This window comes from Streptomyces sp. NPDC055078 (assembly GCF_053607985.1).
Window position 1 is genome coordinate 1 of record NZ_JBSGUP010000169.1, and the last position, 13,376, is coordinate 13,376.

Genomic DNA, 13,376 nt, shown 5'->3' on the forward strand with positions numbered 1-13,376 from the left:
GCCCAGTGCCCCGTCACCGCGTGCAGGGCGCCGATCTGCGGGCGGCGCAGACTGTGCGGCTCGTCGTACGGGCGGAAACGATCGCTCTGCGATACGACTCCGCTACCGCCTGCGGCGTACAGGCGAGGCTTCCCTGCCGGCGCACCTCGTGGCCGGACCGGCTGGGCAGCACAGCCGTCAGCTCGTTGACGGCGTCCCCCTGCGGTGCCCACGGCGGGCCAGCTGCCGTAGACGTTGGAGACCCGTAGCGTCCCGTCCTCGTCGTTGACCCCCAATGCGCTGCCCGGGACCAGTAGTTGGCGGACCTTGTTGCCTGCGATCTCTTCTTCAGCCCATACGGGCTGCGTGCTCACGTTCCTACCAGGTGTTCTCTGTTGCAGATCTGGGTGACGGCCCGCGGTGGTTGGGTAGATTTGCGAGGCGCATGCGAGGAGGGCGGGATCGACTCGGCTCACGGAGGCGGGGCGGTGCCGTGGTTCAGCGGCGGTGCCCGCGTCCGGCAGAGCGTGCAGGGACGTTGGGGAAGTCCTCGAACCGGTTGTCCGGATGCAGAGCGGGCGCAACGGTGGAGGGCCTGGAGCCGTCTGCTTCAGGGGAGTTGTACTTACTGTCGTACGGCCACAGCACGTCGTGGTCCTCCTTTCGCGAGCGCGGCGCCCGAGGCGAGGGGACTTCTTCGGCATGGTCGCCTCGGTCCAGGTCGAAGTCACCCGGCCAAGCGAGAAAACGGGCAGCTGAGCCGCACCCTACGGCTCACTGGGTTGACAAGAATCATGGGGAATCAGTAACCCCCAATGAGCGTCAGGATCATGCAACGCGGCCAACGGAACCACCTCATTCAGGCCGCTTGGCACAAGAGACGCTTTCAGGTGGACAAGATCGTCACGCGGTCGAGCCGGACAGCCGTCGGCGACGAGGCGATGGCGCCGACCGCGTCCTTCGACCGGTCGTCCGACACCTCTCCGAAGATCGTGTACTGCCCGTTCAGATGGGGCGCCGGAGCAAGGGTGATGAAGAACTGGGAGCCGGTGCTGTCCCGGCCCAGATTCGCCATGGCCAGTTGGAACGGCCGCTCAAATGAACGGTCCGGATGGATTTCGTCGGGTATCCGGTATCCGGCGCTGCCTTGCCCAGTGCCCAGCCGATCGCCGCCCTGGACGACAAAGCCCGGCACACGGCGGTGGAAGACCGTGCCGTCGTAGAAACCGCCCTCTCCGGTGGCCCCGGTCAGGGGGTCGGTCCAGGTGCCGCTTCCGGTAGCCAGGCCCACGAAGTTGGCCGCCGTGTAGGGGGCTTCGTCGGGGCGCAGTCCGAGGTGGATGTCGCCGAGCTCGGTGTGCAGGACCGCGGCAAGGGATCGGTAGGTCCTCAAGGAGGAGGAGAAGGGACGGCGGGCAGGCGTCCGGCGAATCCGCACTGGGGAGTCGCCCAGCGGGCCGCGCCGGAGATCTGCTGACTCTCACGCCGTTGCCTGGCATGCTTCTCATTCCAATGTCTCTGCCCATGGGTTGTTGATCCCTTGGGAAGCCAGGAAAGTGTGGTGTCCGTGTTGGGCACTTGGTGAGAATTACTTGAGCGCGTCAATGAGAAATGCCTGTTCGGTGAAGCGAGAATCGCAATACGGGGTGGGCTCTGACCTGCAGTCTTGTGCGCTGGTGAACGGTGGCCTGACCGAACGTAAGTTCCGGACGGGAGCGTCGTCCCACGGAGCGGAGGTGACTCCGGCTGATGGAGGGTCGTGGAGGATCCAGTGCTGGAAGGCCTGCGAGCGGAGTGGTTTTCGTCTCCACGGGTGCCTGCGCGGACCCGTCGACGGTCTGGGGACTCTCGCGAACACGCAACCGGTCCGGTGGCCGTCGGACACCGAGTCACCCCCGCTCGCGCGGGGCTCAGCCGGGGCTGATCCGGCAGCGTGGCGAGAGTGAGGGCTCTTTTCATTCACTTCGATGAACTTCGACCTTGTGGGGGAGCGCGGTGCCCGATGAGACGGCCGTCGGCGAGCCCCCGTTCGCGCGGGGCTCGGACGTACGCCAGCCCGGGTCTCTCGGCCGGGGACACCCCGCTCGCGTCAGCGCCCCAAGTTGACGAAGGGTGATGTGAAGGCTGGAACAGGCCGAACGGGCAGCACGCCATGTGGCCCGTAGCCGGGCACTGCGGCTGCCACACCGATTGCGGTACGTCCCCACCGGTGCGGCCGGCCGTATGTGCCGCTTCCCGTCAATGCGCGATCCTCATGGAGTTCCGCTCTGGGGGACCGCACTCGTCGCCCATTGTCAGTGGCTGCCGCTAGCGTGATCGCATGGCTCTCAAGCGGGTGTATCTGGACCAGCGGGACTGGGTTGCCCTCGCCCGCCAGCACTACGGGCGATCGCATGACGACGCGATCGCGGGCGTCCTGGCGATGGTACGAGAGGCCTCCGAATCCGGGCATGCCTCGTTCCCCCTGTCGGCCGTCCATTACCAAGAGACCTACCATCAACGGGACCCTGACAGACGCCGCCGCCTCGGTGCTTTCATGGCCGAAATCTCCCGGTACCACACGATCGCGGGCGCCCCCGACCTCTTGGCCGCCGAAGTGCACGTCGCAGTCTCCGTCCTGACCGGTGCCACACCGAACCACGCCCCCGTGCCCTTCGGAATTGGCGCCAACCACGCCTTCAAGCAAATGAAGGGCTACTTCACTAACCCGGAAACGGAACGGCGCGCTATCGCACAGTTCGGCGCGGATGCTGTGGCCGACCACTTCGAGAAGGCCCTGCTCATGGGGCCAGAGGAGCAGCTACCCGCCGCCGGAATCGCCCTGCCCACTCGAGAGTTCAGCCAACGTCAGCTCGACTTCGAACGAGAGACAGCGCGCAAACTAAGGCATTGGGGCCACACAAGCGACCGCGCTCACCGCCTCGTACTGGCTCAGGAAGCTCACGACATCATTGCTCCTCTCAACGCTGAGATAGCGGCAGGCAGCCACATCCGTGCTCTGGTCGACGACCGGGCCGCACTCACCGACTTCATGATGTCTCTGCCCGCGAAAGCTGCAATCTGCCGGATGCGGATGTCCGCCCATGAAGACAAGAACTTCCGCTGGCATCTCGGTGACCTCAACGACATCACCGCCCTGGGCACAGCTGCCGCATACTGCGACATCGTGGTCGGCGAAAAGCACTGGGGCAGCATCCTGCGCAGACACGCCCCCCACTTGACTGCCCACGTCACATCAGACCTGCGCGATCTACCACAGCTGTTGCTCAAGTGACCTAACTGGCAGCAGTAAAGCTTCCCCGTGGCAGAGTTGCCCAGCTGCTCTGCCAAGGCCTGCGATGTCCTGGTTTGGTGTCAGCGGGTCGCGGTCAGTGACAGCACGTAAGTTTCCCATGTTCCGGCTGGTGGGGACTGGCTCGGAGTTCGGTCACTGCCGTGGGCCGGTATGCGGAATCGGTGATGCTGTCCCGGGGCGGTGTGAGTGGGTGTGCTGGTGGCAGTGGTTGTGCGTCAGCGGTGTTCGGTTGTTGATTGGCTGGTCATGCGGTGTGGGCGTGTGCTGGTGTGCTGTCATGAGGTGACCAAGTGGCTGCTGTATAGCAGTTGGGGCTGGGCGGGTTGGCTGTCGTGGGGGCGGCTGTTCCAATCGGAGTTCTCGGAGGCTAGTGCTCGGTATGCGACGACGGCGATCTGTTCAGGTGCTGCGAGGCGACGCTGAGGGCCGCAGGAAGGCCCTGACCCGCCTGCCTGAGGGCGGTGAGAATGGTCCGATGCGATATGCGTGGCAACGGTCTTTGCGACCCCTGCAGGCCGACAGCGGCAGTCGGCCTGATGCGTTTGATCGAGGAGGAAGGGCCGGCAGTCCGGTGCGGCTGGACGAGATGCGGGATGTACAGGTCGTTGTGGTGTTGGGGGAGCGCGGTGCGGGCAAGTCCGTGACTCTGGAACAGGAGCACGGTCTGCTCAGCGACGGTGGCGCTGATGTTGCGCCATGGCTGCATCTGGGCCGGGATGTCGCCGACACGGCCACGGCAACCAGTACTCTGCAGCAGCATCTGTACGGGCATGGAGATGGGCCGCGGCATGTGCTGCTGGACGGGCTGGATGAGGGCCTGAACGACATCCCCGGCCTCGACAGAGTCCTCCTTCTCCAGCTCCGGGCGTTGTCTGAGCCGCAGCGTGAAAGGCTGCGTCTGCGGATCACCTGCCGTACCACCCGCTGGCCCGAGGCACTGGACAGCGGGTTGCGTGCACTATGGCCTGATACGGGCCAGGTGGCGTTGATGGCGCTGGAGCCCCTGACCGTGCACGATGTGGAGAGCGCCGCCCGGCAGCGAGACCTGGACGGGGCAGCGTTCACCCAGGAGGTGAGCGACCGGGGCCTTGCCGCCCTCGCAGAGCAGCCGGTCACGCTGATCCCGCTGCTGGATGCTCGGGCCGACGGAGAAGAACTTCCCAGGACTGTGGCAGACGCCTACGACCAGGCCTGTCGCAGGCTGTGCACGGAGACCTGGTCGCAGGGGTTTGCACTGCGCCAGGAACGGCCTCCGGTGGACCACCTGCTGCATGTGGCCCGCTGGGCGGCCTCCGCTCTGCAGTTCGGACGCGTGCCAGCCCTCGCCGACCGGGAGCCGGCGCGAGAGGGCGAACTGCACCTCGACAGCCTGGTCGGCCCCGCTCTCCCTGGCCCGGTGCCGCAACTGGAGTGCCGCCGTCACGAGCTGCTGCACTTGACCGAGTCTTCCTTGCTGACACCGGTGGGTCAGCGGGGCTGGGTGTTCGCCCACCGCAGCTACCAGGAACACCTGGCGGCGCAGTACCTGCGCGAGTTCATCGCGCCGGCGGTGCGAAGCGAGCTCTTGTGGGCAGGCAGCGGCCCGGCACGCCATATCGTGCCGGAGCACGAGGAGATCGCCGCCCGCCTGGCGGCCGACGACCCGGAGCTGTTCGAGGATCTGCTCGTCCACGATCCCCGGGTCCTTCTCCTGGCCGACCTGCCCTCACAGCCAGCCGAAAGCCGACAACGAGCCACCCAGGCACTTCTTGACACGGCCCCCGACGAGGGCTTCGACCGCCTCGACTTCGCGCTCCTCAAGCGGCTGACCCACCCCACTTTGGCGGGGCAACTGGAGCCGTTCCTGGTCCGCGACGCTGACCCGGACCAGACGTACCTGGCTTTGTGGATTGCTGCACAGTGCCGACTAGCCCAGCTGACGCCCACCCTGCTGTTGTTCGCGGAGGACACCACGCTGCCGACACGGCTACGCTCCTTCGCCCTGCACGCGATCGCCGAAGAGACCGTCCACGGCGACGAGGCTGTTGCCCGGCTGCGCGCTCTTGCCGCGGACGCAAAGACCAGCATTGCCACAGCAGCGCTCGATCACCTATGGCCGCAGCACCTGCCACTGACCGAGTACCTCGACCTGCTGCCAGCCCGACGGACATTCGCCCACCGACGGCAGATGGAGAAGGCCATGGACATGGTCACGGCAGAGCATGTCAACGAGGTCCTGGCATGGTGCATCACGACCCTCAAAGACCAAAACTCCAAGTCCCTGATCGCTATCGCGCTGTTGGTGAGGTGCATCCACCACATTGGCCACCGTGGCCCCGGCAGTTCGGCGCCCGGCCAGGAGCGGGCAGGCCAGGCGCTCATCGCTCTGGCGGACTATCCGGAGCTGTCCCATACCAGCGACTCTCACGCCCCGCTCGAGCACCTGCGCGACTCCTTGGGTGGTGTGCCCGCTCTGCGCCGCAGCCTTGCGGACTACATCCTGCGCCACGGCCGCCAGGAGCATGTCTTCGAACTCGCTTTCATCACGCCAGAGGTGGGACTGTTCCCGAAGGAGGACTTGCTGTACTGGGCCGAGCGCTGGCCGAACCTGCCACAAGCGATGCGGCGTACAGCACAACCGCTCCTCAGCCGCTTGGGGCGGCCGGACGATGCCCGGCTGCGCGAGGCCCTTGAACAGGCCCGGCAAGCCGATGACGAGCTCAGGGACGCCACCGCGTGGTGGGACTCTCCGCCCCCCGAGCGGGAGTGGAAGTTGCGTAGACAGAAGCGCGAGGAAGAGCAGCGGCGCCGCAACACCTTCGACGAGGATCAGTTCACCGCAGCGCTGGAGGCAGTCCACACTGCCGCCCCGGACGAGGTCCGCGCAGCCTGGCTCACGGTCCTTGGCCACCTTTACCGCACCAGCGACGGCCGGACCGCCGAACAAACCTTCTCCCTTAACGCAGTCGCCGCAGCACCGTCATGCCCGTCTGAGGGCAGCCCACTGCACGCGAAGCTGCTCCAAGCTGCCCTGCGTGTCCTGGCCGACGCCCCCGCATGGAGGCCGCACGACGTCTCGGATTGGGGCACTGAGTGGATCGACGTACCAGAGCTGACCGCGGCCGCGTTCGTGTCTATCGACTCTTGGCAGGCCGTAGTGCCCGCAACAGAGATCGAGCGATGGACAGGCTGGGCTCTCGCGCTGGCCACAATGAGACTTCCCGCACAGGAGGCGGATCTGCACCACAGCCTCTTCAAGCGGTCTGCTCGCCACGCCAGCGCCACGTTTGAGGCCGCGCTTGCAGCATGCCTGGACCGCCTCGACCCCTACCCACTCACCGAGCTGGCCCGGTTCCTGCACACCTTGGATGCGGCAGAAACCCTTGTCATTCTGCGGGACTGGGCCTCTGCACCAGGCCGCGATGATGCAGCCTGGGCCGCCGTGATGCTCCCCCTGTCTGACCTGGGTGACACCGCTGCTCTCGCCCGGGTCAAAGACACCGTGGCCGCTGCCCCGCCTCATGAAGGGCCACGACCTGATTCGGGGCGCTGGGTCACCGCAGTCCTCACCCTCATGTCCTATGCCGACCTCCTGGAAAGCTGGCCGCCGATCCGCCGGGCGTTCGACGATCCCGAGCTGTTCCGAGCAGTGATCGACAGGTTGATCACCAGGGGCTCCAGCCGCTGGCCCTCAGGAATGGCCGGACTCGATGTAGACGATCTCGCCGATCTCTACGCACACTTGTCCGAACGCGAGGAACTGCGCCAGCCCCCGCCCGAGCACGAGTCCGGAGTCGCCTACACAGTTACCCGCGAAGAAACCCTCCACGACCTAGCCGACGCCCTGCCCCAGCTCATCGCGGACAAACACACCCAGCAAGCTGCCGACCAACTGAGTCAACTGGCCGCCTCCACAACCCGCCACAGGTCATGGCTGCGGCGCCTGGCCCGCCGCACCGCACGCCATGCGGCCCAGCGACAGAGCCAGCCATTGCCCGCACACCAGCTGAGGAAACTGGCAGCCGATCACAGCCTGCGCGTGATCACCGACGAAGCCCAACTCCTCGACGTCGTCATGGAAGCCATCGACTGCGTCCAGGAAGCTCTCTCGGGCCCCAACGGAATGGCCATCCTGCTATGGAACCGCGCTGCCGCAACCGACTACAACGCGATGTGGCCGACATGGGAAGAAGACTTCAGTGACCACGTCATGGGCCTGCTCAAGATCAACCTCGGCGGCCAGCGCATCATCCTCAATCGCGAGGTTCAAGTCGACCGCCCGGGCGCCGGAGGAAGCCGCACAGACATTCACATCCAAGCTGCCGACCCCTCCCACAACACCGAGCCGTTCACCGTGATCATCGAAGCAAAAGGCTGCTGGAACCGGACCTTGCCCACAGCCCTCACCGATCAGCTGGTCAACCGCTACCTGCGTCGCCCCCGCACCGCAGGCATCTTCCTTATCGGCTTCTTCGACTGCGACCAGTGGCGCTCCGAGCGACGGAAACGCTGCTCGCCCGCCCACACCCCGCGGCAGATCGAGCACGAGCAACAGAAACTGGCCGCACAGCAAGACGTGCTAGGGCCTGTCTGACAAATGATCACCTGGCCGCTTCACGGAGCCAGAGGATCAGGGAGGCCAGGACGACTCCCGCGCGGTACCGGTTCGCGAGCTTGTCGAACCTGGTTGCGATCGCGCGGAACTGTTTGAGGCGAGCGAAGCATCGTTCGACCACGTTGCGGTCGCGATAGATCTCCGTGTCGAAGACGGGTGGCCGACCACCGCGGCGCCCCCGGCGCCGACGGTTGGCCACCTGGTCGCGGCGCTCGGGGATCGTGGCAGCGATACCCCGACGCCTCAGCAGATGACGGATGGCCCTGCTGGAATATGCCTTATCACCCAGCACACGGTCCGGTGTCGTGCGCGGACGGCCCGTGCCGGCCCGAGGAGTGCGTACCCCATTGAGGACATCGGCGAACGCTGTGGCGTCGTTGACGTTTCCGGGTGTGAGCACAATCGACAGCGGCAGCCCCCGGCCGTCGACGGCGAGATGGACCTTGGTGGTCAACCCGCCCCGAGACCGACCGAGTGCCTGGCACGCCTGCGAGCGGCCCGGATCTTTCAGTTCGTCCCCGTCCACGTCCCCCTTTTACGGGCGCCTGCGGCATGCTGATGGGCCCGGTTGACCGTGGAGTCGACGGCGACGGTCCACTCCACCCGGCCCGCCGCATCGTCACGGACCTGGACGTGTTCCAGCAGCTTCGCCCATGTGCCATCGGCCTCCCAGCGGGCGAACCGCTCGTAGACGGTCTGCCACGGCCCATACCGCTCGGGTAGGTCGCGCCACGGGGCCCCGGTCCGCAGCCGCCACAGCACCCCGTTGACCACCTGCCGGTGATCACGCCACGGACGGCCGCGTCCGTCCACCTGCGGCAACAGGGGCTCTATTCGCCCCCATGCCGCATCCGTCAACTCACCTCGACCCGCCACAAGATCAATTATCAGACCGGCTATAGAGTCCTGCCCGTGGCAAATCATCAGGACGACACCAGGACGGCCTACGACGGTGTCGTCGAGCTGTACGCATCGCTGTTCGCAAACCGGCTGGAGACACAGCCTTTCTCCCGGGCCATGATCGGCACCTTCGCCGAACTGGTGCGCGCGACGGGCAACCCGCGGGCAGCGGACGTCGGGTGCGGGCCCGGACATCTGACAGCCATGCTGCACGAACTGGGCCTGGACGCCTTCGGACTCGACCTTGCCCCCGGCATGGTCGACCACGCCCGGCAGGCCCATCCGGCGCTGCGCTTCCAAGAGGCGCGGATGGAATCCCTGCCGATCGAGGACGGCGCGCTCGGCGGCGTGCTGGCCCACTACTCGATGATCCACACCCCTCCGGGGGAGCTGCCGGAGCTACTCTCCGAACAGGTACGCGTCCTGGCGCCGGATGGCCTGCTCCTGGTCTCCTTCTTCGGGACCGACGGACAAGAACCGGTTCGCTTCAACCACAAAGTGGCGCCCGCCTACAGCTGGCCGGCAGATAGCCTCGCCGAACTGCTGGCCGATGCCGGGCTCGATCCCTTCGCCCGGCTGCTCCACGATCCGGCCTCTGAACGGGGTTTCCTCGACGCGCACCTGCTGGCCCGCCGCTCGTAGGTCCTGCTCGGCAATACCCGCCAGACGTCGGCGCATATCCGGGCTGCCAGCTCGACGGACGCTCGCTGGTCCGACGGGAATTGTCAGACAGGCCCTAGTGGGGTGTGCCGGTCATCGTGGGAGACGGTAGGCAGGTTCGGTTCGGGTTCCAGGATGGTGACGTCGAGGCTGGTGTCGGGGCGGCCGTCGTCTTGGCGTTCGGCGTACCGGGAGACCGATGACCTTGCGCTGCTGCCCGGCTTCCAAGGCGTACTACGACCGCAAGAGAGCCGAGGGGAAGGGCCACAAGCAGGCGCTACTGGCGCTCGCTCGCCGTCGCGTCAACGTCCTATGGGCCATGATTCGTGACGGAGAGTGCTATCTTCCCTCACCGTCTGTTGCTGCTGCGGCTTGACATCCTGATGGGGAAGCTCCATCTCCAGCTCACGGATGCGCTTGTCCTTCTCTCTGGGCCCGCAGCCGATCCAGCTCAGCGCGCTCGCTCTCCCGCAGCCGACCACCGGGCGATGGCTCGGCCACCGGCCGGTCCGGCGACGGCGACCCGTTGCACCGTGCCCGCGACACCCGACTGTGCAGCGTCCCGGGATGGAGCCCCGGATCTTCGGCCATCTTCGGCCTCCTCCGGAATCGGCTTCCCGGTCTCCATCGCGATCCCTACCGCCCCCTCACGGGACTCAGCGTCGTAGATGCGCTTCCTGGATGCCCTGACCCCCGACTATCCCTCCGGGCACGGTCTCCACAGTAGGAGGGGGGCAGTTGGGCGGCCCGGGGCCGTAGAAGTGTCGCATGCGGGTCATCGGGGTCCTCGTCGGGCGAGTGGTCGGGGCGTCGTGGGCACGTGGCCTCGGTAAATGGTCGATGTCGCGGATGTCGGCGTGACCCTTGACACGCTGTGGGCCTGGTCATAACAATACTCATTATGGCACGTCATTCCACGATGCAGCATGAATCTCTTTTGACTGCAGCGACTGCGCTTCTCGATATCTCCGGCGTCCGCGTCGGGTACGCGGACGACCGCGACGTCCTGCGCGACTTCGACCTCCAGGTCCACCGTGGCGAGTTCGTTTCCGTCCTCGGGCCCTCGGGCTGTGGCAAGTCCACGGTGCTGAACGTCGTGGCCGGCCTGCTGCCGGTGCGGGACGGCCAGGTGAGCTTCCTCGGCGAGCCGGTGACCGGGGTGAACCTCCACGTGGGCTATATGACGCAGGGCGACACGCTGCTCCCGTGGCGGACGGTCTTCGACAACGTCGCGATGCCCCTGCGACTGCGCAAGGTGCCGCGCGCCGAGGTGCGCTCGCGGGTCACCGAGTTGCTGAAGATCACCGACCTCGAACAGGCCGCGGACCGGTTCCCGTCGCAGCTTTCCGGCGGCATGAAGCGCCGTGCGCTCCTCGCGCGCAGCTTGATCTACGAACCCGAGCTGCTGCTGATGGACGAGCCGTTCGCCGCGCTCGACGCGCAGCTACGGACGCAGATGCACGACGAGCTGCTCGCGACGGTGCGTCGTACCGGCGCGACGGTCACGTTCATCACCCACGACGTGGACGAATGCGTCGTCCTGTCCGATCGGGTGGTCGTCGTCGGCGGTGCGCCGGGCCAGGTGATCGCCAGCGTTGACATCCCGTTCGGTCCCGACCGCACGAGCGAGGAGGTGCGCTGCCGGCCCGAGTTCGTTGACCTGGTGCGGCAGCTGCACGACCACCTCGCGACCGCACGAGGGATGACGATCTCAGACGACCGCAGCGAAAGGGCCGAGGCACGGTGACAACAGCGATGGAACCCGAGACGACCGTGACCGACACCCCCCAGGCCCCGGAGAAGCCCCGGCGCCCGCGACGGACACGGTTTCGGCTGCTGCTCCAGGTGGAGCGCCTGGCTCTCCTCGCCGCTCTGCTCGGTTTCTGGGAGTGGGGCTCGGGCCGTCTCTTCGACCCGTTCTTCGCGAGCCGCCCCTCGGACATCGCTGAGGCGTGGTGGGACCTCGCCACCAACGGCGAGCTCTGGAGCAATGCCGCGAGTACCTTCCAGTCCGCAGCGCTCGGCTTCCTCATCGGCGGCTCGTGCGCGATCGTGGTGGGCTACGTCCTGGGCAGCTCTCAGCGCCTCAGCCTGCTGCTCGAACCCTTCATCACCGGCATTTACAGCATCCCGAAGCTCGCCCTGATCCCGCTCTTCGTCATGTGGTTCGGCACGGGACGTCAGCTCCAGGCCGTGATCAGCGGCATCGTTGTCTTCTTCCTGATGTTCTTCAACACCTTCTACGGCGTGCGCGACGTGTCCCAGGGGCTGATCGACGCCATGCGGATCATGGGCGCCAACCGCTGGGCGCTCGCCTTCCAGGTGCGCCTGCCGTCGGCGCTGGTCTGGGTCGTCGCGGGTCTGAAGCTCTCCGTCCCCCAGTGCCTGATCGCCGTTGTGGTGGCCGAGATGTTCTCGGCCACCCACGGTCTCGGCCATCTGGTGACGCTCTTCGCCTCGCAGTACTCCACTGCGTACACGTTCGCCGCCATCTTCACCCTGCTGGCGATTGGGCTCCTGATCGACCGGGGCGTCTCCGTGGTCACCGGCCGGGCCCTGCGCTGGAAGGAGGGCGGGACGACCTCCTGACCAAGACAGCCCTGCAGACCCCCAGCACCGACACCATGGAGAAGAACTTGCACACGAACAACCTCACCCGCCGGCGCACCCGGCGCAGCGTGGTAGTCACCGCTGTCGTGACCGCGGTCGCACTCCTTGCGGCGGCCTGCGGATCCGGCGACGAGGCCGGCAAGGACGGCAAGAGCGCGAAGCTCGCGGTCCTCCACTCGGCCTCGGTGGCCGGGGTCGTCCCGCGGCTGATGGACGCCGACGGTATCGACAAGGACAACGGGATCGACCTCACCCTGACCAACAACGCCAAGGACGGCGGGATCACGCTGGCCGAGCTGCTGGCCAAGCGCGTGGACTTCGCCAACGCGCCCGTCGAGGGCGTCTTCGAGGCCGTCGCCAAGGGCGCGCCGCTCGTGATCGTCGCGTCCGTCTACCGTGGCGGTGGCATCCTCGTGGTCCGCACCCCGGTCGCCGACAAGCTGGACGTCGCCCCGACCGCCTCGGGCCCGGACAGGCTTCGCGCGCTGAAGGGCCTGAAGATCGGCGTTCCGGCGGTCGTCAGCGGCACCTACAAGTCGTTCGTCCGCTACCTCGGCGAGGCCGGTCTCGACCCGAACAAGGATGTCACGCTGGTGCCCATGGCCGACGCGGCGGCGATCGTCGCGGCGATGAAGCAGGGTGCGGTCGACGCGGGCTTCGGTCAGACCGGCAGCCTGGAGGTCAACGTCGCGGCGGGCGAGGCCAAGACCTACATGTCGCTGGCTGACGGCGACTTCGACGAGCTGGGCTCCGCGCACCAGATGGCCGGCGTGATCGTGACCCGGCAGGACGTCGTGCAGAAGCACCCCCCGCTGGTCCGGGGCGTCTTCGACGCGATCGTGGGGACGGAGAAGAAGGTGGCCGACGACCCCTCGGGGACGGGCACCTTCGTCCGGGAGAAGCTCCTCACCCGGACGGGCCAGGCCGCCTTCGACCTGATCTGGAAGACCTCGGTGAAGGCCTTCCCGACGGACGGCCTCCTCACCCGGGAGAACTACGACTGGGCCGTGGGCCTGATGGCCGGCGAGAAGGACCAACTCGATTACGACAAGATCGTCTACGAGAAGGCGCGCGGCTGACGTCGACAGCGCCTGCCCGACGGGAAGGAGTGAGGAAGCAATGACGATCGCGTTGGGTGACACGAGAGTGCTCGAGGTCGGCCGGATCAGCAGGACCCGGTTGGCGCTGTACGCCGGGGCCTCCGGCGACCACAACCCGATGCACATCGACCTCGATGTGGCGCGGTCGGCGGGATCGGACGACGTCTTCGCCCACGGCATGCTGATGATGGCTTACCTCGGCCGGGTGGTGACCGACTGGTTCCCCCAGGATCGGGTG

8 protein-coding genes and 3 pseudogenes are annotated in these 13,376 nt (G+C 66.8%); 8 read left to right on the forward strand and 3 right to left on the reverse strand.

Features of this window, described 5'->3' with window-relative positions; all coding sequences use genetic code 11:
- Together ACWF94_RS16635 and ACWF94_RS16640 are read right to left on the reverse strand one after the other, a co-directional pair.
- A pseudogene (locus tag ACWF94_RS16635) lies at positions 1-353 on the reverse strand (DEAD/DEAH box helicase); the annotation flags it as partial.
- A gap of 512 nt (positions 354-865) precedes the next feature.
- Positions 866-1,372 (reverse strand): peptidylprolyl isomerase, encoded by a 507-nt coding sequence (locus ACWF94_RS16640; RefSeq protein WP_453488145.1) that lies wholly within the window; start codon positions 1,370-1,372, stop codon positions 866-868.
- A 927-nt stretch (positions 1,373-2,299) separates the two neighbouring features.
- Here ACWF94_RS16640 and ACWF94_RS16645 point away from each other — a divergent pair.
- Entirely contained in the window at positions 2,300-3,253 is a 954-nt protein-coding gene (locus ACWF94_RS16645) for a hypothetical protein (RefSeq protein WP_453488147.1), read from the forward strand.
- Positions 3,254-3,845: 592 nt separating this feature from the next.
- Entirely contained in the window at positions 3,846-7,847 is a 4,002-nt protein-coding gene (locus tag ACWF94_RS16650) for a hypothetical protein (protein WP_453488149.1), read from the forward strand.
- Here the strand turns inward: ACWF94_RS16650 and ACWF94_RS16655 are convergent.
- Positions 7,833-8,744: pseudogene (locus ACWF94_RS16655) on the reverse strand (IS5 family transposase). The gene ACWF94_RS16650 and the pseudogene ACWF94_RS16655 sit on opposite strands and share 15 nt — an antisense overlap.
- Before the next feature lie 36 nt (positions 8,745-8,780).
- Between ACWF94_RS16655 and ACWF94_RS16660 the strand changes: the two are divergent.
- From ACWF94_RS16660 to ACWF94_RS16685, 6 genes and pseudogenes are all read left to right on the forward strand, one after another.
- Positions 8,781-9,410, forward strand: coding sequence for a class I SAM-dependent methyltransferase (locus tag ACWF94_RS16660; protein WP_098893289.1), 630 nt, complete (start codon positions 8,781-8,783; stop codon positions 9,408-9,410).
- 220 nt (positions 9,411-9,630) lie between these two features.
- Positions 9,631-9,804 (forward strand): annotated as a pseudogene (locus ACWF94_RS16665) (IS110 family transposase); the annotation flags it as partial.
- Between the two features lie 525 nt (positions 9,805-10,329).
- Positions 10,330-11,175, forward strand: a complete 846-nt coding sequence (locus tag ACWF94_RS16670; RefSeq protein ID WP_453488151.1) for an ABC transporter ATP-binding protein — start codon at positions 10,330-10,332, stop codon at positions 11,173-11,175.
- Between the two features lie 8 nt (positions 11,176-11,183).
- Positions 11,184-12,017, forward strand: coding sequence for an ABC transporter permease (locus tag ACWF94_RS16675; RefSeq protein ID WP_453488153.1), 834 nt, complete (start codon positions 11,184-11,186; stop codon positions 12,015-12,017).
- A 35-nt stretch (positions 12,018-12,052) separates the two neighbouring features.
- Positions 12,053-13,117: an ABC transporter substrate-binding protein gene (locus tag ACWF94_RS16680; RefSeq protein ID WP_453488155.1), complete on the forward strand. Its 1,065-nt coding sequence runs from the start codon at positions 12,053-12,055 to the stop codon at positions 13,115-13,117.
- A 40-nt stretch (positions 13,118-13,157) separates the two neighbouring features.
- Positions 13,158-13,376, forward strand: a 219-nt coding sequence (locus ACWF94_RS16685) for a MaoC/PaaZ C-terminal domain-containing protein (RefSeq protein WP_453488157.1), incomplete at its 3' end; no start/stop codon positions are given.